The 20,024-nt window shown below is 59.2% G+C and carries 19 protein-coding genes and 1 tRNA gene; 9 read left to right on the forward strand and 11 right to left on the reverse strand.

Annotated elements, in window-relative coordinates; all coding sequences use genetic code 11:
- Positions 1-19: 19 nt before the first annotated feature.
- Positions 20-1,276, reverse strand: coding sequence for an FAD/NAD(P)-binding oxidoreductase (locus SIC15_RS00155; protein WP_136630753.1), 1,257 nt, complete (start codon positions 1,274-1,276; stop codon positions 20-22).
- 221 nt (positions 1,277-1,497) lie between these two features.
- Between SIC15_RS00155 and SIC15_RS00160 the strand changes: the two genes are divergently transcribed.
- Positions 1,498-1,941: a hypothetical protein gene (locus SIC15_RS00160; protein ID WP_412536809.1), complete on the forward strand. Its 444-nt coding sequence runs from the start codon at positions 1,498-1,500 to the stop codon at positions 1,939-1,941.
- Positions 1,942-1,987: 46 nt separating this feature from the next.
- Here SIC15_RS00160 and SIC15_RS00165 read toward each other — a convergent pair whose 3' ends face one another.
- Together SIC15_RS00165 and SIC15_RS00170 are read right to left on the reverse strand one after the other, a co-directional pair.
- Complete coding sequence (locus SIC15_RS00165; RefSeq protein WP_136630755.1) at positions 1,988-2,533, reverse strand: rhodanese-like domain-containing protein; 546 nt, start codon at positions 2,531-2,533, stop codon at positions 1,988-1,990.
- A 64-nt stretch (positions 2,534-2,597) separates the two neighbouring features.
- The gene (locus SIC15_RS00170) at positions 2,598-3,224 is read right to left on the reverse strand and encodes a peroxiredoxin (protein WP_222465764.1); all 627 of its coding nucleotides are present in this window, start codon (positions 3,222-3,224) and stop codon (positions 2,598-2,600) included.
- A 251-nt stretch (positions 3,225-3,475) separates the two neighbouring features.
- Between SIC15_RS00170 and SIC15_RS00175 the strand changes: the two genes are divergently transcribed.
- The gene (locus SIC15_RS00175) at positions 3,476-5,032 is read left to right on the forward strand and encodes a phospholipase D family protein (RefSeq protein ID WP_412536810.1); all 1,557 of its coding nucleotides are present in this window, start codon (positions 3,476-3,478) and stop codon (positions 5,030-5,032) included.
- Positions 5,033-5,128: 96 nt separating this feature from the next.
- On the opposite strand, the gene SIC15_RS00180 is transcribed toward SIC15_RS00175, so the two are convergent.
- The 8 genes from SIC15_RS00180 to def form a co-directional block, all read right to left on the reverse strand.
- Positions 5,129-5,205: transfer RNA gene (locus SIC15_RS00180), tRNA-Pro, on the reverse strand.
- Between the two features lie 35 nt (positions 5,206-5,240).
- Entirely contained in the window at positions 5,241-5,798 is a 558-nt protein-coding gene (gene gmhB, locus SIC15_RS00185) for a D-glycero-beta-D-manno-heptose 1,7-bisphosphate 7-phosphatase (protein ID WP_412536811.1), read from the reverse strand.
- A gap of 28 nt (positions 5,799-5,826) precedes the next feature.
- On the reverse strand, positions 5,827-7,908 hold the full coding sequence (gene glyS / locus SIC15_RS00190; protein WP_412536812.1) for a glycine--tRNA ligase subunit beta: 2,082 nt from the start codon (positions 7,906-7,908) through the stop codon (positions 5,827-5,829).
- 2 nt (positions 7,909-7,910) lie between these two features.
- A complete protein-coding gene (glyQ, locus tag SIC15_RS00195; protein WP_291904961.1) occupies positions 7,911-8,936 on the reverse strand; it encodes a glycine--tRNA ligase subunit alpha in 1,026 nt (341 codons plus the stop codon).
- 105 nt (positions 8,937-9,041) lie between these two features.
- Positions 9,042-10,445, reverse strand: coding sequence for a Trk system potassium transporter TrkA (trkA, locus tag SIC15_RS00200; RefSeq protein ID WP_069182440.1), 1,404 nt, complete (start codon positions 10,443-10,445; stop codon positions 9,042-9,044).
- The gene (gene rsmB / locus SIC15_RS00205; protein WP_412536813.1) at positions 10,442-11,743 is read right to left on the reverse strand and encodes a 16S rRNA (cytosine(967)-C(5))-methyltransferase RsmB; all 1,302 of its coding nucleotides are present in this window, start codon (positions 11,741-11,743) and stop codon (positions 10,442-10,444) included. The genes trkA and rsmB overlap by 4 nt, the downstream gene beginning before the upstream one ends.
- Position 11,744: 1 nt before the next feature.
- Positions 11,745-12,680 carry a methionyl-tRNA formyltransferase gene (gene fmt, locus SIC15_RS00210; RefSeq protein ID WP_412536814.1) on the reverse strand — a complete coding sequence of 312 codons (936 nt, stop codon included), beginning with the start codon at positions 12,678-12,680 and terminating at the stop codon, positions 11,745-11,747.
- Between the two features lie 95 nt (positions 12,681-12,775).
- Positions 12,776-13,279, reverse strand: coding sequence for a peptide deformylase (gene def, locus SIC15_RS00215; protein ID WP_069182443.1), 504 nt, complete (start codon positions 13,277-13,279; stop codon positions 12,776-12,778).
- Positions 13,280-13,697: 418 nt separating this feature from the next.
- On the opposite strand from def, the gene SIC15_RS00220 reads away from it, so the two are divergent.
- The 7 genes from SIC15_RS00220 to SIC15_RS00250 all read left to right on the forward strand — a co-directional run bounded on the left by SIC15_RS00220 (position 13,698) and on the right by SIC15_RS00250 (position 19,965).
- Positions 13,698-14,714: a LysM peptidoglycan-binding domain-containing protein gene (locus tag SIC15_RS00220; protein ID WP_069182444.1), complete on the forward strand. Its 1,017-nt coding sequence runs from the start codon at positions 13,698-13,700 to the stop codon at positions 14,712-14,714.
- A gap of 71 nt (positions 14,715-14,785) precedes the next feature.
- Positions 14,786-15,928 (forward strand): DNA-processing protein DprA, encoded by a 1,143-nt coding sequence (gene dprA, locus SIC15_RS00225; RefSeq protein WP_412536815.1) that lies wholly within the window; start codon positions 14,786-14,788, stop codon positions 15,926-15,928.
- A 43-nt stretch (positions 15,929-15,971) separates the two neighbouring features.
- A complete protein-coding gene (locus tag SIC15_RS00230) occupies positions 15,972-16,544 on the forward strand; it encodes an L-threonylcarbamoyladenylate synthase (RefSeq protein ID WP_069182446.1) in 573 nt (190 codons plus the stop codon).
- Positions 16,545-16,552: 8 nt separating this feature from the next.
- The gene (gene hemF / locus SIC15_RS00235; protein WP_291904977.1) at positions 16,553-17,479 is read left to right on the forward strand and encodes an oxygen-dependent coproporphyrinogen oxidase; all 927 of its coding nucleotides are present in this window, start codon (positions 16,553-16,555) and stop codon (positions 17,477-17,479) included.
- Positions 17,472-18,299 (forward strand): shikimate dehydrogenase, encoded by an 828-nt coding sequence (gene aroE / locus SIC15_RS00240; protein ID WP_412536816.1) that lies wholly within the window; start codon positions 17,472-17,474, stop codon positions 18,297-18,299. Before hemF ends, aroE begins: the two co-directional genes overlap by 8 nt.
- A gap of 54 nt (positions 18,300-18,353) precedes the next feature.
- Positions 18,354-19,127, forward strand: coding sequence for a motility protein A (locus SIC15_RS00245; RefSeq protein WP_069182449.1), 774 nt, complete (start codon positions 18,354-18,356; stop codon positions 19,125-19,127).
- 4 nt (positions 19,128-19,131) lie between these two features.
- Positions 19,132-19,965: a flagellar motor protein MotB gene (locus tag SIC15_RS00250; protein ID WP_069182450.1), complete on the forward strand. Its 834-nt coding sequence runs from the start codon at positions 19,132-19,134 to the stop codon at positions 19,963-19,965.
- The last annotated feature ends 59 nt before the right edge of the window (positions 19,966-20,024 follow it).

The raw sequence follows: 20,024 nt of genomic DNA on the forward strand, positions 1-20,024 counted from the left end.
GGTAAGCCTCTCCCAGGGGTTAACGCTTTGCTGGCCGGGCCAGCCACTCATGCCCCTTCAACATCCCGTGCCAATACAGCGTTGGCAGCTGCTTGGCCTTCAACCACCAGGCGGCCCGGGTGGCCTTGGTGCCATCGTTGATCCATTTCGGGAAGCTGGGCTGCAGTACTCCGCCATATCCGAACTCCGCCAGTACAATTTTGCCGTTTTCCACCGTCAGCGGGCAGGAGCCGTAGCCCAGATACGCGGCCTCAAGCGGCTGGTTTCGGAGCGTGGCCACCAGGTTCTCAGCCACCACTGGCGCCTGTTTACGCACTGCAGCGGCGGTTTTGGCGTTGCCGGTTCCGCTAACGTCCCCAAGCCCAAAGACATTGGTGTAGGTTTTATGGCGCAGGGTATCGTCCTCAAGATCCAGCCAGCCGCCTTCGTTGGCCAGGGCAGATTCACGAATCAGCTTTGGTGCCCGCTGGGGTGGGACGGCGTGCAGCATGTCAAAGCTGATCTCGCGCTCCTGGCTGTTGCCCTCGCTGTCGGTTGAGCGGAATACCGCTGTCTGTGCGGGCCCGTTTACGGCAACCAGTGTGCTCTGGAAATTCAGGGCGATGCCGTATTTTTCGATATAGGCTTCCAGGGCCGGGACGTAATCGGCCACACCGAACAGAACGGCGCCGGCGTTATGGAACTGGATATCCAGATTGTTCAGCACGCCGTGTTTGAGCCAGTAATCGGCAGACAGGTACATGGCTTTCTGGGGCGCGCCTGCACATTTGATCGGCATGGGAGGCTGACTGAAAAGCGCTCGGCCGTTCTTGAGATTCTGGACGAGATCCCAGGTGTAGCTGGCCATGCCCTCGCGGTAATTGGACGTGACCCCATTGGAGCCCAACGCCTCCTCCAGGCCTTCGATGCCGCCCCAGTTCAGCTCCAGCCCCGGAGCGAGCACCAGGGCTTTGTATTCCATGGAAGAACCGTCACCCAGAGTAACCCGGTTGTTGTCCTGGTCGATGGCGCTTACCGGTTGCTGGTACCAGGAAACAAAAGCGGGCATGACTTCTGCCATAGGCTTGGAGGTGACTTCCGGCCGGAAAACCCCACCACCCACCATGGTCCAGCCCGGTTGGTAATGATGCCGGGTAGCGGGCTCAATGATGGCAATGTCGATATTGCTGTCCCGCTTATGAATGCTGGACGCCACCGAGATACCGGCCGCCCCGCCGCCTACGATTACGACCGTATGGGTTTTGACGTTGCCCGTGGTGGTTGTGTTGCTGGTCATGCCTCGAACCTCTTGTCTTTGTTTGCTGCGCGCGAGTGAGCTTGAGATATATCAAAGGGTACCAAACTTATGAGTCTATCGTTAGAATAAAAGGAAATATAAGGGCTGGGTCAGCTTTAAGGCAGGCATAGCTCTGAAAGTGACTTTGTCACTGAAGCTCATTCCCTGGCCAGATACATTGATTTTGAAGTCTTTCGATCAACCAAAAAGGAGTTTTTCCCATGATCAAATCAATCAAGGCCGTCGCCGCAGCTGCACTGATTGCAGCCGTCCCTTTCAGTGTTCAGGCCGACAGCCACAAAGGCGGCGTCGAAGAGGTGCTGGTCATCCTGTCCAGCGATTCGCTGCAAACCCAGGGCATGGCAATGGTGCTTTCGAACACCATGGCCCAGCAGGGAGCCAAGGTAAACGTGTTGCTTTGTGACAAAGCCGGTGACCTGGCACTCAAGTCCTACGAAGCGCCTGCGCTCAAACCCAAGAAGGTAACGCCGGGGCAGATGCTGCGCGGCCTGTTGAAAAACGGTGGTGATGCTAAAGTCTGTGCGCTGTATTTACCGAACAGTGAATACAGCAAAGATGATCTGATTGATGGCGTTGGGGTGGCCATGCCGCCGGAAATGGCCGGCCAGATGCTGAACCCGAAGATGCGTACATTCACCTTCTGAGGGCGGAAGCCCGGGGCTGGGCCGACCCCGGGCGTTTACATTCCAATCACGGGCGATAGATTTTCTCTGGATTGAGCGTCATAGACCATGGCAGGCCTTCATTCTGCCAGCCATTCACAATTCTCATGCCTTTCTTTTTACCTTCTTTGGCACCACTGCCCTGAAAGCCGTGGTCAATGTATTTCACATTGGTGAAGCCCCGCTCCATCAGGTATTCGGCGCTGGGCTTGCCGCGGCTGGAACCGGAACGACACATGGTAATGACCAGGTCATCCCTGGTGAGGCCTTTTTCTCTCAGGGCTTCTTCTATCTGTGAAGCGAAATCCCGATTTGTGTTCATGGCAAACCGGCCTTTATCCGAGAGAAAGTCTGAGCGATCCGCCAGTTTGAACGGGATATTCTTGTCGACCATATCGGTGAAGCCGATAAACATAATTTCAATCGGATCCCGGACGTCGACAAATAGCAGGCGATCACCTTGCTCCTGAACGAGGTCATAGGTTTCCTGTGGGGTCAGGGATAGCGCGTCTTCCGCCTGGGCGTTGAAGCCGATGGCAAGGGTGACAAGCAGAGCTGTCAGTATCAGTTTCATGGGGGGCCTCCTGCATTGGGGGGGGCCGCCAAACGGCGGGCCCCGATATTATCCGCGAACCGGATCAGAGCTTGGTGGTGCGGAGGTACGGACGGATCTCATTCCAGCCCTGTGGGAACAGGCCTTTGGCTTCCTCATTGGAAATGGAGGGCGGAATGATCACATCGCCTCCTTTGCGCCAGTCGGCCGGCAGGGCAACCTTGTTGGCATCACCGGTTTGCAGGGCATCGATGACCCGGAGGATTTCGTCGAAGTTGCGGCCCACCGCCATCGGGTAGGTCATGGTCAGACGAATCTTCTTGTCTGGGTCGATGATGAACACGCTGCGTACGGCGGCGGTTTCGCTCTCGCCGGGGTGGATCATTTCGTATAGTTCGGCCACTTTGTGGTCTGCGTCAGCAACGATCGGGAACTGGAGATTGCAGTTCTGGGTGTCGTTGACATCGTCAATCCACTTTACGTGCTCTTCCACGGTGTCAGTGGAAAGGCCCAGGGGCTTTACGTTGCGGGCTTCGAATTCTTTCGCCAGCTGAGCGGTGCGGCCCATTTCAGTGGTGCACACCGGCGTGAAGTCGGCCGGGTGGCTGAAGAAGAATACCCAGGAATCGCCGGCCCAGTCGTGGAAGTTGATCTGGCCTGCAGTGCTGTCGATGGTGAAGTTCGGGGCGGTAGAGCCAAGCAATAAACTCATGATGAATCTCCTGTCGGGTTTTACTGGTGGAGGCTGTTGGCCTCTTGATGTCGGAATAACAATAACCCGTTCAGCATTCGTTATCCAATATGGTTATATCTATAGAACAAATAGGTTTAACGAATTGAAGCCGCGACCCTCAGTATTGAACTGGCAATATTTTTGAAACGCGGCTCTGCAACCTGTCCAACAGGTTTCTTTGTGCCATGATTTCAATTGATTGATTCATCACGCGATGGCTCCCTGTATAAATGACCGAAAGCCGAACAACCTTCACGCTGACGCTCTTCCTGCTAACAAGTCTATTGACCGGCTGCGCACTGCCCTCTCTGAAAGACCGGTCACAGTCTGAAGCTTTCTCGCAGGAGCAGACAGCAGGCACCCGCCTTGGCCGGGCAGTTGGCTACGAAGTCGAAAACTACCCTGGCCTGAGTGGAATTGCGACACTGCAGAATCCCCTTGATGCTTTCGTTGCCCGCGCGTTGCTTGCCGAGGCCAGCGATCGATCCCTGGATGTCCAGTACTACATCTGGCAGGACGATATTACTGGCAAGCTGCTTCTGTACTCGCTGTATCGGGCCGCCGAGCGCGGCGTGCGGGTCCGGCTGCTTCTGGATGACAACGGCATCGCAGGCATGGATGAGTGGCTATCTGCGCTGAATCATCATGACAACGTCGAGGTTCGGCTGTTCAATCCGTTCGTCATTCGCAGTTCCCGGGCCCTCGGCTTCCTGACCGACTTCGGCCGCCTGAACCACCGGATGCACAACAAGTCATTTACGGCTGACAACCAGGCCACCATCATTGGCGGCCGGAATGTTGCCGATGAGTATTTCGGGGTTGGCAGCGGTGCCCTGTTCTCGGACCTGGATGTCCTGGCCATCGGGCCTGTCGTGGACCGTGTTTCGCAGGATTTTGATCGTTACTGGGCAAGTGAGTCCTCGTATCCGGCGGATCGGTTGTTGTCTGCAGTCGGCGATGAAGATCTGGATGCGTTGGAAACCAGTCTTGCGGCCGTTGAACAGAATGCCGAGGCCCGTCGTTTTGTAGCGGCTTTGCGCAATTCAGATTTCCTTCAAGAGTTACTGGACCAGGAGGTTTCGTTTGTCTGGGCGCCGGTCGAGATGGTGAGCGATGATCCGGCCAAAGCCCAGGGGCTCGAAGAGGAACAGGGCCTTTTGAGCCAACAGCTGGCCCTGGCCCTGGGTGAACCCGAAAAGACAGTAACCCTGGTTTCGCCCTACTTCGTTCCGGGTAACCCCGGCGTAGAGTTGTTCCGCGATCTGGAAGCGAGCGGCGTGGAGGTGCGGATTCTCACCAATTCCCTGGAAGCCAACGACGTTGCCCTGGTGCATTCAGGCTATGCGAAATACCGGGAGGCTCTATTAGAAGCGGGTGTCGAACTGTTCGAATTGCGTAAATTCAGGTCGGAAAATGAAGACGAGCACCAGAGCTCTGGCGGTATGGTTGGGAGCTCTGCGGCCAGCCTCCACGCCAAAACCTTTGCCGTGGATGGCGAGACGCTCTTTGTCGGTTCCTTCAACTTCGACCCCCGTTCAGCAAACCTCAACACCGAGCTGGGTTTTCTGATCAAGAGCCCGGAGCTGGCCGATGCTCTGGAGTCGGCCTTTCCCGAACAGGTCAGGCTGGCGGCCTACGAAGTAATACTGGACGAGGACGGCGAACTGCGTTGGCTCGAATTCAATGGATCGGAGACAGTTGAGCACCATCATGAGCCCAATGTCGGCGCCTTCAAGAGGGCATTGGTGTATCTGTTTTCACTGTTGCCGGTGGAGCCTTTGCTTTAAGGAGGTAACGACAAAGCCGACACCAGATGCGTCGTCATTGCTGTGCTTCGTTGAAGCTTCAAGCAAGAGATAAACAGGGGAGAGAGCGCGGGAAAATGGTCGGCGTGGCAGGATTCGAACCTGCGACCCCTTCGTCCCGAACGAAGTGCGCTACCAAGCTGCGCCACACGCCGATCAACGGCCGGTATTATACGGATTCGCTTTGGTTTTACCAGCCCTCGACGGATAAAAGGGCATCCGTAAATTCGCTGAGATTATCGTAGATACTGACGTCGATGCCGGTTATGGGTCTGGCGTCCAGGTGTCGTTCGGTTTCCTCGCCATTGCCGGTTCTTACCAATACCGGATGGCAACCCGCGGCGTGGCCGGCTTCCAGATCCTTGCGGCTGTCGCCAACCATGATGGCCCCTTCAAGGCTGGCCAGGTGGAAGTGCTGACGGATCTGTTCCAGCATGCCGGTCAGGGGTTTGCGGCAGCAGCATTGGTCGTCCGGATGGTGAGGGCAGTAGGCTATGAAATCGATGCAGCCGCCCTGGGCTTCCACCAGCTGTTCGAGTTTCTCGTGCATGGCATCCAGTTCGTCGGTGTCATAGTAACCCCGACCGATGCCGGACTGGTTGGTGGCAATGGCGATACGGTGGCCGGCATTGCAGAGCCGGGCCACCGCTTCCACGCTGCCGGGAATGGGGTGCCATTCATCCGCCGAGCAGATGTAATTGCCATCGTATTCGTTGATGACCCCGTCCCGATCCAGAATGATCAGCATTGCCGTGCGCGCGCCCCTTCGTCCGGCCTCAGCCTGCTGTGGGCAGCAGGGAGATATCCGCGACGCGCAGGAACAGGTTGCGCAGACGGTTCAACAGCGCCAGTCGGTTGTTCCGGATGGCATCGTCGTCAGCCATGACCATCACTTCATCAAAGAAGTTATCCACCGGTTCCCGCAGGCTGGCCAGGAAGCTCAGGGCGCTGGCGTAGTCGCCGTTCTCGAACAGCGGCACGACCTTGGCAGCCTGTTGGTCGACCTGCTCGGCCAGCGCCTTCTCGGCGCTGTCCTGCAGCAGGCTGGGGTCGACCGTTTCACCGATGCTGTCACCACCCTGCTTGGTCAGGATGTTGGAAACCCGCTTGTTGGCCCCGGCCAGGGCCTGGGCCTCGGGCAGCTGGCGGAAGGCTTCCACTGCTTTCACCCGGCGGTCGAAATCCAGCGGGCGGGTCGGACGGCGGGCATGAACAGCCAGGTAAACCTCGGCGCCGATGCCCTGCTCATCGTAGTGGGCGCGGAAACGATCCAGCATGTAGTCGACAACCGTGCTGGCGGTATTCTGTTCGGTCAGAACCGTGAAGTTTTCTTCCGCCCATTCGCAGCAGGTCTGCAGATCCAGCGGCAGCTCACGCTCGATGATAATACGCAACACACCCAGGGAAGCGCGGCGCAGGGCGAACGGGTCCCTGGTGCCCGATGGTGGCTGGTTGATACCGAACAGGCCCACCAGGGAGTCCAGGCGGTCCGCGATGGCAATGGCACAGCCGGTCAGGGTTGTTGGCAAATCGTCGCCGGCGAAACGGGGCATGTATTGCTCGTTCAACGCCTTGGCCACGTCTTCCGGTTCGCCGTCGTTGGCGGCGTAATACTGGCCCATGATGCCCTGAAGATCGGTAAACTCCAGCACCATTTCGGTCACCAGGTCAGTCTTGGCCAGCATGGCGGCGCGCTCGGCCAACGCCGGATCACTGCCGATGGCGTCGGCGATCTTCTTCGCCAGGGCCGCGACGCGTACAGACTTGTCGTAGATGCTGCCCAGTTTCTCCTGGAATACGATGGGCTTGAGGGCGTCAACGCGATCTTCGAGCCTGGTCTTCCGGTCGGTTTCGTAGAAGAAGGCGGCGTCGGACAGGCGGGGCCGGATCACCTTCTCGTTACCGGAGATTACCTGGGACGGATCCTTGCTCTCGATGTTGGCAACGGTAATGAACAGCGGCAGCATTTCACCATCGGCAGCCACCACGTGGAAGTACTTCTGGTGTTCCTTCATGGAAGAAATCAGCGCTTCTGCCGGTACCTCGAGGAAACGCTCCTCGAAGCGGCCCATCAAAGGCACAGGCCACTCGTTCAGTGCGGTGACTTCGTCCAGCAGGTCTTCATCAATGACCGCTTTGCCACCAGCTTCCTTTTCGGCCAGTTCGGTCACGCCGGCACGGATCTGTTCCCGACGCTCCGCGAAGTCAGCGATCACATAGCCTTCCTGTTTGAGAACGACTTCGTAATCATTCGGCGTGGGCACGATCAGGGATTTCGGGCAGTGGAAGCGATGGCCGCGGGTTTTGTTGCCCGGGTTCAGCCCCATGATCGGCGTTTCAATCACCTTGTTGCCAAACAGCATGACGACCCAGTGCACCGGGCGAACGAACTCGGTGCGGTGGGCGCCCCAGCGCATGCGCTTGGGAATCGGCAGGCTGGCCAGGGATTGCTCCACCAGTTCCGGCATCAGTTCCACGGTGGGCTTGCCCTGCTCGACCGTGCGGTAGACCACCCAGGCACCCTTGTCGGTTTCCAGGGTGTCGAGCTGGTCCGGGGTGACGCCCAGGGAGGTGGCAAAGCCGGTCAGCGCGCGGGTCGGGTTGCCTGCATCGTCGAATGCCGCCTTGACGGCAGGACCACGCTTTTCAACCGACTTGTCCTGCTGGGAATCGGCCAGATCCCGGATGCGCACGGCCAGACGGCGCGGAGCGGCAAAACTTTCAACCGTTGCGAATTCGACGCCTGCTTCTTCCAGACCTCGTGCAATGCCCTGGGTGAAGGCATCAGAAAGCGGCTTGAGGGCCTTGGGGGGCAGCTCTTCGGTGCCCAGTTCGACCAGAAAATCCTGTGTAGCCATGGTTATGCGTTCCCCTGTTCCTGCTGTGCCTTCTTCGCTTTTTTGCCCTTCTTGCTTTTCGCCTTGTCGTCGGTGGCGTCAGCCGCGGCGAGGACTTCCTTGCGCAACGCCTCGGGGGCGAGCGGGAAGCCGAGCGAGCGGCGGCTGTCGAAGTAGGCCTGGGCAACGGCTCGAGCCAGGGTGCGAACCCGAAGAATGAAACGCTGACGCTCGGTCACCGAGATGGCGTGGCGGGCGTCCAGCAGGTTGAAGGTGTGGGAGGCTTTGAGTACCTGCTCGTAGGCTGGCAGTGCCAGGCCCGCTTCAATCAGGCGAGCGCTTTCCCGCTCGTGAACATCGAAGCTGTGGAACAGGAACTCGGTGTCGGCGTGCTCGAAGTTGTAGGTGGACATCTCCACTTCCTGCTGGTGGAACACGTCACCGTAGGTGACCACACCGTCAGGGCCTTCCGTCCAGACCAGATCGTATACGCTGTCCACGCCCTGCAGGTACATGGCGATGCGCTCCAGCCCGTAGGTCAGCTCGCCGGTAACCGGGAAGCACTCCAGGCCGCCAACCTGTTGGAAGTAGGTAAACTGGGTGACTTCCATACCGTTCAGCCAGATTTCCCAGCCCAGCCCCCAGGCGCCCAGCGTCGGGGACTCCCAGTTGTCTTCCACAAACCGGATGTCGTGCACCAGCGGGTCCAGGCCGAGCGCGCGCAGTGAATCCAGATACAGCTCCTGGATGTTATCCGGCGATGGCTTCAGAACCACCTGGAACTGGTAATAGTGCTGCAGGCGGTTGGGGTTCTCACCGTAACGGCCGTCGGTGGGGCGGCGGCTGGGCTGTACATAGGCAGCGTTCCAGGTTTCCGGCCCGATGGCACGCAGGAAGGTGGCCGGGTGGAAGGTGCCGGCACCCACTTCCATGTCCAGGGGCTGAAGAACCACGCAGCCGTGCTGCGCCCAGAAATTCTGCAGAGCCAGGATCAGGCCCTGGAAGGTCCCGATATCCGGAGTAGTCTGTTTTGTTGCCTTGTCTGTCACGACGGTTGCCTGCTGATCAGTCTGTGTGTGGCGCCCCGGTTATCCTTCGGGACGCTCTGAAAAAAGAAAGGCGCATTATACGCGTGCTGGCTGTGTATTTCTAAGTCAGAAGAAGGTGAGCCCAACCTGGAACAGTTTTTCTACATCGCGGATGCGGGTTTTATCGACCAGGAACAGGATAACGTGGTCATCCGGCTGTATCCGGAGGTGATCGTGGGCGATCAGAACTTCGTTGCGACGGACAATGGCACCGATGGTCGTGCCTTCCGGCAGGTTGATTTCATCCAGCCGTTTGCCCACCACCTTGGACGATCGATGGTCGCCGTGGGCAATTGCTTCGATCGCCTCGGCAGCGCCCCTGCGCAGTGAGTGAACGTTTACCACGTCGCCCCGGCGTACGTGGGTCAGTAGACTGCCGATGGTGGTTTGCTGGGGCGAGATGGCCACGTCGATGTCGCCACCCTGGATCAAGTCCACGTAGTCCGGGTTGTTGATCAGGGTCAGTACCTTGCGGGCACCGAGGCGCTTGGCCAGAAGTGAGGCCATGATGTTGGCTTCATCGTCGTTGGTCACCGCACAGAATACATCGGTGTTTTCGATGTTCTCTTCCAGCAGGATGTCCTTGTTGGCGGCGTTGCCTTCGAGCACCACGGTCTTGCGCAGGTTTTCAGAAAGCATCACACAGCGCTCGTGGTCCCGTTCCAGCAGCTTGACCTGGTAACGGCTTTCAAGGGTGTTGGCCAGGCGCTGGCCAATGTTGCCACCGCCGCAGATAAAGATGCGCTTGTAAGGTTTTACCAGCGGCTGGAGCTCACTCATGACCGACTTGATGTGGTCGGCCGCAGCAATGAAGAACACCTCATCGCCGTCCTCAATTACCGTGTTTCCTTCGGGCATGATTGCCCGGTCTTTCCGGAAAATTGCCGCCACCCGGGTATCGATCTTGGGCATGTGGGTGCGCAGGTAAGACAGCTCATGGCCCACCAGAGGCCCGCCCTTCGTGGCGCGGATGGCCACCAGACGGGTCAGCCCCTTGGAGAACTCAAGCACCTGCAGGGCGCCGGGGTTTTCGATCAGCCGCGTAATGTGCTTGGTCACCAGATGCTCTGGGCTGATCAGAACGTCGATCGGGAAGCCGCGGAGACTGTCCAGATCCTTGGTCTGGTCACGCTGGTAAAACAGCTCCGATTTTGCCAGGTAGGCGTTGGCCCGCACCCGGCAGATGGTAGTCGGTGTCTTGTAGAGAAGCTTGCTGACCTGGCACGCCACCATGTTGGTCTCGTCGCTGTTGGTCACTGCGATGAGCATGTCGGCATCTTCGGCCCCGGCCTGGCGCAGTGACGTCGGATAGGACGCCGCACCCTGTACCGTGCGGATATCAAGCCGATCCTGCAGCTCCCGCAACCGGGCACTGTCGGAATCGATGATGGTGATGTCGTTGGCTTCGTTGGCAAGGTTTTCGGCGAGTGTTCCGCCGACCTGGCCGGCCCCGAGAATCAGGATTTTCATGGTTCGGGTTTCTCCAGCACGGCATAGAAGAAGCCGTCATGGCTGTCCGGATCGGGGAGCAGTTGCCGCCCCGCACCCATATCGCGCCCCCACTGAGCCTCTGGCTCAACAAGGATGGCATCGGTCTGCTGCTTGCAGAACCGCTGAATTATACGGTGGTTTTCCTGGGGGAACACCGAACAGGTGGCATACACCAGCCGGCCTCCGGGTTTCAGGATAGCCCACATCGCGTCCAGTAACCCGAGCTGTATAGCCGCAAGGGGAGTAATGTCCGATTCACGGCGTAATAACTTGATATCGGGATGACGGCGAATCACGCCGCTGGCGCTGCAGGGCACGTCCAGCAGAATGCGATCGAATGCCTCGCCGTCCCACCATTGGTCGGTCGCAGCGGCATCGGCCTGTTTCAGAGTGGCGTCCAGATCCAGGCGATCCAGATTCTCCTGGACCCGAGGCAGGCGTTCCGCGGATTCATCTATGGCGACCACTTCTGCCAGTTCGCCACAACTTTCCAGGATTGCGCAGGTTTTACCCCCAGGCGCGGCGCAGGCATCGAGAACTCTCTGGCCTGGCGCCAGATCCAGCAGGGTCGTGCACAGCTGCGCCGCTTCATCCTGCACGCTCACGGCGCCGTCAGCGAACCAGGGTAGTTGGTCGACAGGCACAGGATGGGCCAATTGAATGCCGTGGGGTGCGAAACGGGTTGGGCTCGCCTCAATGCCAGCCTCTTTCAGCAGGCCGAGATACTCGTCACGGGAAAAACGCAACGCGTTCACCCTCAATGTCATGGGCGCCTGCGCATTGTTGGCGTTCAGAATCTGCTGCCAGTCTTCCGGCCAGTTGTGGCGGAGTTTTTCCACCATCCAGACGGGGTGACTGAAACGGGCAGAATCGTCTGCCGGCTCGGGTGCGCCTTCCCGTTCTGCGGCCCTGAGTACCCCGTTCACCAGGCCGGTCAGGTGCGGTTTGTCCAGGGCCCGGCAGGCTTCGACGGTTTCATTGAGTATGGCGTAGGTCGCCTGTTGGCTGAATCGCAACTGGAACAGGGCCACCAGCATCAGGTGATGGACGACGCGGTCCGGTTTGCGCAGGGGCTTTTTCAGCCGGCCATTGAGTTCGCCCTCCAGTCGGTGAAACCAGCGGCACGTACCATAACAAAGCGCCTGGAGTTCGGGGCGTTCGTTGCCGGGCAGGCGGTTCAGGGCTGGCGGAAGGCACTGGGACAGGGATTGGCCGTTTTCCACGGCCAGCATCACGCCTGCGGCGATGGCGCGCATGGGCTGTTGTCGGTCCCCCATGTCAGCGCAGCTCCTGGCCGGGCATCAGCAGTTCTTTGCCGCCGTTGATCAGGTCATTCACGCTCTGGGCGCGGGAGCCTGGCAGTTGCAGGCGGGTGATGCGCAGGGTGCCGTTGCCGCAGGCAATATCGATCCCGTCCCGATCCCTATGCACCACGGTGCCGGGAAACGCGTCGCTGTCTGTCACAAGGGCGCGGGCTTCGTGAATGCGGATCCGTTGATCGCCCAGATCGGTGTAGGTTCCGGGCCAGGGGTTGAAAGCTCGAATCAGCCGTTCAATGGCTGTGGCGTCCGTGGCCCAGTCAATATGGCCCTCGGTTTTGCTCAGTTTGCTGGCGTAGCAGGCGAGGTCGTCGTTCTGCGGTTCCCCGGTGAGTTCACCTTTCTTTAAAAGCTCCAGGGCCTCGATGATGGCCTTGCCACCGAGCTCCGCAAGCCGGTCGTGCAGGCTGCCCCCGGTGTCGCTCGTATCGATAGCGGTCAGGGATTTCAACAGCATGGCCCCGGTATCCAGGCCTTCGTCCATCTGCATGATGGTGATGCCGGTTTCCGCATCGCCTGCGGCGATCGCCCTCTGGATGGGAGCGGCACCGCGCCAGCGTGGCAGCAGCGAGGCGTGGATATTCAGGCAGCCGTGGGTGGGAATGTCGAGCACCGCCTTTGGCAGGATCAGGCCGTAGGCGGCGACGATCATCACGTCCGGCTTCAGGTCGGCCAACTGCTTCTGCGCTTCGGCTGTTTTCAGTGTTTCGGGCTGAAAGACCGGGATCTCATGGTCCAGCGCCACCTGCTTGACCGGGCTGGGTTGCAGTTTCCGGCCACGGCCGGCGGGACGGTCCGGCTGGGAATAAACGCCAACGATGGTGTGGCCGGCGGCAATCAAGGCTTTGAGCGCGGTTGCCGCGAAATCCGGGGTGCCAGCAAAAACAAGTCGCACGGTGTTGTGATCTCTGTTTCGTCGTAATACGAAAAGACCGGGTCATGACCCGGTCCGGAAGATAGTGTCTGGTTATTCGCTCGCCTGCAGCCTGATCAGGCGCTCTTCTTGTGCTGCTTCTCCAGCTTCTTGCGAATCCGGTTACGCTTGAGGGAGCTGAGGTAGTCAACGAACAGCTTCCCGTTCAGGTGATCCATCTCATGCTGGATGCAGACTGCCAGCAGGCCTTTCGCCTCCAGTTCAAACGGTTTGCCATCCCTGTCCAACGCCCGGATCATGCAGTGTTCGATCCGTTCGACGTCTTCGTAGAATCCCGGAACCGACAGGCAGCCCTCCTGCATGGCCTCTTTCTCGCCATCCAGCACGGTGACCTCCGGATTGATAAATACCCTCGGCTCGCTCTTGTCCTCCGACAGATCCATGACAATGATCTGCTTGTGAACGTTGACCTGGGTCGCCGCCAGGCCAATACCGGGCGCATCGTACATGGTCTCGAACATGTCGTCGATCAGCTTGCGGTCAGCGTCTGTCACCTCTTCTACCGGCTTGGCAATGGTGCGCAGACGGGGATCCGGGTATTCGAGAATCTCTAGTATCATAGGTCGATCTTTTGCCTGTATGTCGGGATGCCCGCAGTTTATAGGGCGGCACCCCTCATGACTTTGCTGCTGTTTGTAACAATGTGAAACCGATCTTCGAAATGCGACAGCGTACTGCGCAAATTTTCGCCCTGCCTCTACTATTATCGGGTCAAGGCCCCAGCTTTCAACGGCTGGAAGGGTTATCAGCGCCTATAGGCGTATTATCCAACAATTCGTCGATTGAGTACAAACTGATCAGTTAATAGTTAAAATCTTTCAGCGGCGGGATAGAATTTACTGGAAGAACAAAAGATAACATCACAATTTGCGAGACTTCTTCTATAGTAACTGGAATAACAACGTAATAAGCTGCAGGTAACTGACTGCATCCCAACAGAATGCAAAGAATCAAGGCACGCGATCAAGGACTTACACAATGAGGAAACTGCTGTACGCTCTGGCAGCAACTACGCTGCTTATAACCTCCTGGGCCCATGCTGCACCGGAGCTGCGGTCCGATCATCCCGAGCGTTACACCGTTGTGAAGGGTGACACCCTCTGGGACATCTCGGCCCGTTTTCTGAATAATCCCTGGTACTGGCCGGAAATATGGCATGTGAACCCGCAGGTCGCCAACCCTCACCTTATTTATCCTGGTGATCGCCTTGCCCTGGTTTACATCGACGGCAAACCCCGAATTACCAAGGTGGCCAGCAGCGATGTGGTGAAGCTCTCGCCGAAGGTTCGGTCCGAGCCCATCGACACGCCGATCCCGGCTATCCCGCTGGATGCCATTGGCAGCTTCCTCACCGACACCCGTATTGTCAGCCCGGAAGAAATCAATGGCGCCCCTTACGTTCTGGAAGGGGAAGATGGCCGGATTATTACCGGTGCCGGCGACAAACTCTATGCCCGTGGCGAGAAGCCTGCGGACAAAGTGGGTATCTTCCGCCGCAGCAAGGAGTTCCGCGACCCGGAAACTGGCGAATTCCTTGGTCTGGAGGCCCGGAGTATTGCCCGTGGTGACGTGGCCCGGGAAAACGGCGACGTGCTGACCGTAAATCTGACCAGCTCCAGCGAAGAAGTTCGCATTGGTGACCGGCTGATGGTGAGCGAAGACCGTCGTCTGACCACCAGCTTTGTGCCCAGCGCTCCTGACCAGGATGTGGAAGGACAGATGATCTCCGTCGACGGCGGTGTGAGCCAGATCGGTCAGTTCGATGTGGTGGCCATCAACCGAGGTACCCGCGAAGGGCTGGAAGCGGGCAACGTGATGGCCGTGCTGAAAAGCGGCAATCTGGTTCGCGATCCGGTAACCGGAGAAACCATCGAACTGCCCTCCGAGCGTGCCGGGCTGCTGATGGTGTTCCAGGCCTACGAAAAAATGAGCTACGGGCTGGTACTTCAGGCCACCCGTGCTTTGACAGTGGGTGACAAGGTTACCAACCCCTGATTGACTGATTACCGACAGATGCAACGGCCGGACCAGGAAGGTCCGGCCTCGCTTTTTCCAAGGACGATGCCGTGTTTTCCTCTGCCACAGCCCAATGGCTGTTTCTGACATGCCTGCCAGACGTTGGCCGTGCCCGTCGGCGTGAACTGCTGACAGAATTTCCTGACCTGCCCCGACTCCTCTCAATGAATGCCGCCACCTTGCGGGCCATGGGCATGACTGCAGACGCCACGGCGGCAATCCAGGCCTGGCAAAAGCAGGATGATGCCCATCCGGCGGTACGTGAGGTCCGGGCGATCAGGGACAATTGCTGCAAGCATGGCATCGGGATTCTGACCTGGCCGGATAGTCATTACCCGGAGCAGTTGCGGCACATCCACGACGCGCCCCTGGTGCTGTATACCCTCGGTGATACGGGGCTTATGGCCCGGGACCAGATCGGTATTATCGGCAGCCGGAAGGCCACGCCGGCCGGCCTGGACCATGCCCGACGGTTTGCTGCGGAACTCAGTTCCCGGGAGTTGCTGGTGACCAGTGGTCTGGCGCTTGGTGTTGATGGTGCTGCCCACGCCGGTGCGCTCGATGCCGGGTTTCCGACCATCGCGGTGGTTGGTCGCGGCCTCGACCGCATCTACCCCCATCAGCATCGACGGCTTGGTGAGCGGGTCATTCAGCATGGTCTGATGATTTCTGAGTATCCCCCCGGTACGCCGGCACGAGCCGCCCACTTTCCCCAGCGCAACCGTATTATCAGCGGCCTGAGCCGGGGCGTGCTGGTGGTGGAGGCGGGTCTGCGCAGTGGCTCCCTGATTACTGCGCGAATGGCGTTGGAACAGGGGCGTGAAGTTTTCGCTATTCCCGGGTCGGTGCACAGTCCGGTTGCCCGGGGCTGTCATCACTTGATCAAACAGGGTGCTCGATTGGTTGAGACGGTGGACGACATTCTCGAAGAATTGGGTGCCTGGTGGTCTCCGCCGCTTAAGGCCGGCCCTGACTCGGCGCCAGAGCCAAAGCCGCAGGGCAAAGGACTCCTGGCCGGATTGGACAGCCGGGAAATCGCGGTATTTGAGGCTTTAGGGTATGATCCACAATCAACCGATGCACTGAGTTCAGCGACCGGTCTTCCCGCCGACCAGCTCATGCAGTCCCTATTGCTTCTCGAGTTGCAGGGGCTCATCAGTTCGGCCCCGGGGGGCTATCAGAAAGTCGCGTGAAACCGGTGTGAACATCTACCCTGATCAACCCTGACAGAGGCGCATGCCCGATTCCCATCCCCTTTCTGACTGGCAACTGCATTGTGCCCGCCGCACGATTTTCAGTGGCGGTGTTATCGCCTATCCCACCGAGGCTGTCTGGGGCCTGGGTTGTGATCCCTGGGATCAGGAGGCGGTGGAGCGGATTCTGGAGCTGAAGCAGCGCCCGGTTGAGAAAGGCGTGATTCTGGTGGCTTCGTCTGTCGACCAGATCCGCTTCCTTCTGGAGCCCCTGTCTCAGGCGCTTCAAGACGAGGCAGAGCGCTACTGGCCGGGACCTGTGACCTGCCTCCTGCCCGATGTCGAGCGGCAGATCCCGGAATGGGTGCGCGGGAAGCACACCTCCATCGCGGTGCGGGTCAGCGAGCACCCCGTGGTGGGCGCCCTGTGTAAGGCGGCGGGAATGCCCCTGGTTTCCACCTCCTGCAACCCGGCAGGGCGCCAGCCGGCCCGGCATATCTGGCAAGTCCGGCGCTATTTCGGCGATCAGCTTGACTGGATCGTGCCCGGCGCATTGGGCGGTAATCGCAAACCCAGCCGTATTATTGATATTGTCAGCGGTCAGCAACTTCGTTAGGAGCGTTTATGCCACAGCAACCCGATAGCCAGGCGGTAAAGCAGTATCTGCTGGGATTGCAGGAGTCGATCTGTAGCCGGCTGGAGGCCCTCGATGAGGGCGCATCTTTCATTCGGGATGCCTGGGACCGACCGGAGGGTGGCGGTGGTATCAGCCGTGTTATTACAGAGGGTCGCGTGTTCGAGAAAGGCGGTGTCAATTTTTCCCACGTGATGGGTGACACCATGCCGGCCTCCGCCACCGCCCACCGCCCGCATCTGGCCGGTGCTCCCTGGCAGGCCATGGGGGTGTCGTTGGTTATCCACCCTAACAACCCTTTTGTGCCGACGTCCCACGCCAACGTCCGGTTTTTCATCGCCACACCGAAGGGCAGTGAGCCAGTGTACTGGTTTGGTGGTGGCTACGACCTCACGCCTTACTACGGTTTCGAAGAAGACTGTGTGCACTGGCACCAGACAGCCCGTGACGCCTGCGAGCCGTTTGGAGAGGGCACCTACAAGCGCTTCAAGGATTGGTGCGATGATTACTTTTATCTGAAACACCGGGATGAACCCCGCGGCGTTGGTGGTCTGTTTTTTGACGACCACAACACAGGCGACTTCGAGCAGGATTTCGGCCTGATGAAAGCGGTAGGTGACAGCTACATTGAAGCCTACGAGCCCATAGTCCGGCGCCGCATGGACCATCCATACGGTGACCGCGAGCGGGACTTCCAGCTCTATCGTCGAGGACGGTACGTGGAGTTCAATCTCGTCTATGACCGCGGTACGCTGTTTGGCCTGCAATCCGGCGGTCGGACGGAATCCATCCTGATGTCCCTGCCGCCCCTGGTGCGCTGGGATTACAACCGGACCGCGGAGCCTGGCTCGGAGGAAGCCCGGCTAACCGACTATTTCCTGACCGGCCGGGACTGGCTGGAGGCGCAGCATGACTAACGATCTATACGCTGTGGTTGGCAACCCCATCAGCCACAGCAAATCACCCAGGATTCACAGCCTGTTTGCCAGCGAGACCGGTGAGCCGGTTGAGTACACGGCGATACAGGCGCCGCGGGATGATTTCGCCGGCACCGTAAAACAGTTCTTCGAGCGGGGCGGGAAGGGCCTCAATGTGACCGTGCCTTTCAAGGAAGAAGCCTGGAAGCTGGCGGACCGTCGTACCGAGCGTGCCGAGAATGCCGGGGCCGCCAATACCCTGTACCTGGATGGTGATGGCGTGCTTGTCGCTGACAATACCGACGGGTGCGGTATTGTCCGTGACTTGCTCATAAACCACGGTGTCACCCTGAACGCAGCGCGGATTCTGGTGCTGGGTGCCGGAGGCGCCGTTCGGGGTGTTCTGGGTCCGATCCTGGCGGAGCATCCTGGCGCCATTACCATCGCCAACCGAACCGTTGCCAAGGCTGAGGCCCTGGTTGAACTGTTTACACCCGTGGCTGGCGAGACCAGGCTTTCTGCCTGCGGATTCGAACAGCCCTCTGAGCCGTTTGATTTGATCATCAACGGTACCAGCGCCAGCCTCCAGGGCGATTTGCCCCCGCTGTCACCGAAGGTGATTGCAGAGAAAACCGTGGTCTACGACATGATGTATTCTCTGCAGACCACCACCTTTAACCGGTGGGCACTTGAACAGGGCGCACAGATCGTTCACGACGGGCTTGGTATGCTGGTGGAGCAGGCAGCGGAATCGTTCCGGATCTGGCGCGGGGTGAGTCCTGCCACCCGCCCCGTCATCGATGAATTGCGTAACGACTGAGCCGCTGTGCCCGTGATGGGCTATGCTCATGGTCAACTTCCGTAGGGATTTTCGATGGACATTCTTACCCTTGTCGGGCTTGTCGCCGGTGTTCTTATCGTCATTCTGGCGATGCTGGCCAATGCCTCCTTCCTGACGTTCCTGAATCTTCCGGGGCTGGCCATCGTGTTGGGTGGCACCTTTGCGGTTACCCTGATCAAATTCCGCATGGCATCGGTGATGAGCGCTTTCCGGCTGGCCATGTCTGCTGCCTTTACCGACCGTATGGCGCGGCCAACGGAACTGATCCGGGAAGTGGGCTCGCTGGCCATGGTGGTGCGTAAAGAAGGCATTCTGGGCCTGGAGAACCACCAGACTGACAACGCGTTCCTTCAGAAGGCGATCAATCTGTGTGTCGACGGTCACCCGCCGGAACTGGTGGAAGAGGCGCTGGCCCAGGAAACCCAGCAGACTGCCGAGCGGTACGAAGTGGCCGAGCGGGTGTTCCGTGGTATCGGTGAATCCGCCCCGGCCATTGGCATGCTGGGCACTCTGGTGGGCCTGGTACAGATGCTTAATACCCTGGATGACCCATCCTCCATTGGTCCGGCCATGGCGATCGCCCTGCTCACTACCCTATACGGTGCGTTTATTGCCCAGCTGATTGCCCTGCCCCTGGCCGACAAGCTGCAACTGAAAGCCGAGGATGAGTCCCGGAACCAGATGCTTATCATCACTTCCATCAAGAACATCATGCGCGGCGAGAATCCCCGGGTGATGACCGAACTGCTGTCCTCGTTTGTCCACCCGGAACAGCGCACCGGCCTGGCGCCGGAGCGGGAGGCCTGAGGGTTTGGAACTGGTCCAGAAGAAAAACCGGAAGCGTTTGCAGAACCAGACGCCGGGCTGGATCGTAACCTTCGCCGATCTGGCCACCCTGCTGCTGACTTTTTTCATTCTGCTGCTGTCGTTTGCCGAAATGGACGTTGAGAAGTACCGTGCCATGGCGAATTCCATGGCGGTGGCTTTTGGCTCCAGCAACGTCCTGGCCGAGGATATCGGCGGCTCCCCACTGACCATGATCGAATCGGATACCGTCTCCCTGCCCGAGCCCACCGAGTCCCAGACCCGGGAGCCCGAATTCATCGATGAGCGGGCCGAGGGGGCCGCGCCCACGCAGATTCCCGGTGGTGTGATCGATCTGGCCAGCCGGATGATCCGGGAGCTGGAATCGGAGGTGGCCTCCGAAGCGTTGAGTGTCAATTACGACCAGAACCAGGTGGTGATCCGCTTTTCCGAGGAGGCTACTTTTCGATCCGGTGATGCCGCCATCAAACCGGAAATGATCCCGATCATCGAACGGGTGGTGAACGTGCTCTCGGCGTGTACCGGCGATGTGTTGGTGTCCGGTTACACCGATGACCGGCCGATTTCCAGCGACCGCTACCGCTCCAACTGGGATCTTTCCGCGGCCCGTGCCGTGTCGGTGGTGCACGAGCTGGTGATGAACCGTCAGGTACCGGCTGAGCGGGTGGTGGCGGCCGGGCGTGCCGAGACCAACCCGCTTGCGCCCAACGACACGCCGGAGAACCGGGCCCTGAACCGGCGAGTGGAAATCGCCATCCGCAACCCCGAATGCAGCGATGAGGTTCCCACTGGCGACCTGCCTGTCGAAATCATGCCCTGAGTCTTATAGCCGGTGCGTAGCTTCTCATGAGCAATCCATATAACTGTCCTGCTTTCAGG

Origin of the sequence: Marinobacter sp. MIT932201, from assembly GCF_047123295.1 — a bacterium.
In the GTDB taxonomy this organism is placed as follows: Bacteria; Pseudomonadota; Gammaproteobacteria; order Pseudomonadales; family Oleiphilaceae; genus Marinobacter; species Marinobacter salsuginis.

Bases quoted from the DNA above. Each gene is read 5' to 3' on its own strand.
- SIC15_RS00230 (WP_069182446.1), top strand. From the start codon at position 15,972: ATGCCCGATTCCCATCCCCTTTCTGACTGGCAACTGCATTGTGCCCGC.
- hemF (WP_291904977.1), top strand. From the start codon at position 16,553: ATGCCACAGCAACCCGATAGCCAGGCGGTAAAGCAGTATCTGCTGGGA.
- glyS (WP_412536812.1), bottom strand. From the start codon at position 7,908: ATGGCTACACAGGATTTTCTGGTCGAACTGGGCACCGAAGAGCTGCCC.
- SIC15_RS00220 (WP_069182444.1), top strand. From the start codon at position 13,698: ATGAGGAAACTGCTGTACGCTCTGGCAGCAACTACGCTGCTTATAACC.
- SIC15_RS00155 (WP_136630753.1), bottom strand. From the start codon at position 1,276: ATGACCAGCAACACAACCACCACGGGCAACGTCAAAACCCATACGGTC.
- SIC15_RS00160 (WP_412536809.1), top strand. From the start codon at position 1,498: ATGATCAAATCAATCAAGGCCGTCGCCGCAGCTGCACTGATTGCAGCC.
- trkA (WP_069182440.1), bottom strand. From the start codon at position 10,445: ATGAAAATCCTGATTCTCGGGGCCGGCCAGGTCGGCGGAACACTCGCC.
- SIC15_RS00175 (WP_412536810.1), top strand. From the start codon at position 3,476: ATGACCGAAAGCCGAACAACCTTCACGCTGACGCTCTTCCTGCTAACA.
- SIC15_RS00165 (WP_136630755.1), bottom strand. From the start codon at position 2,533: ATGAAACTGATACTGACAGCTCTGCTTGTCACCCTTGCCATCGGCTTC.
- SIC15_RS00245 (WP_069182449.1), top strand. From the start codon at position 18,354: ATGGACATTCTTACCCTTGTCGGGCTTGTCGCCGGTGTTCTTATCGTC.
- aroE (WP_412536816.1), top strand. From the start codon at position 17,472: ATGACTAACGATCTATACGCTGTGGTTGGCAACCCCATCAGCCACAGC.
- SIC15_RS00170 (WP_222465764.1), bottom strand. From the start codon at position 3,224: ATGAGTTTATTGCTTGGCTCTACCGCCCCGAACTTCACCATCGACAGC.
- gmhB (WP_412536811.1), bottom strand. From the start codon at position 5,798: ATGCTGATCATTCTGGATCGGGACGGGGTCATCAACGAATACGATGGC.
- def (WP_069182443.1), bottom strand. From the start codon at position 13,279: ATGATACTAGAGATTCTCGAATACCCGGATCCCCGTCTGCGCACCATT.
- rsmB (WP_412536813.1), bottom strand. From the start codon at position 11,743: ATGGGGGACCGACAACAGCCCATGCGCGCCATCGCCGCAGGCGTGATG.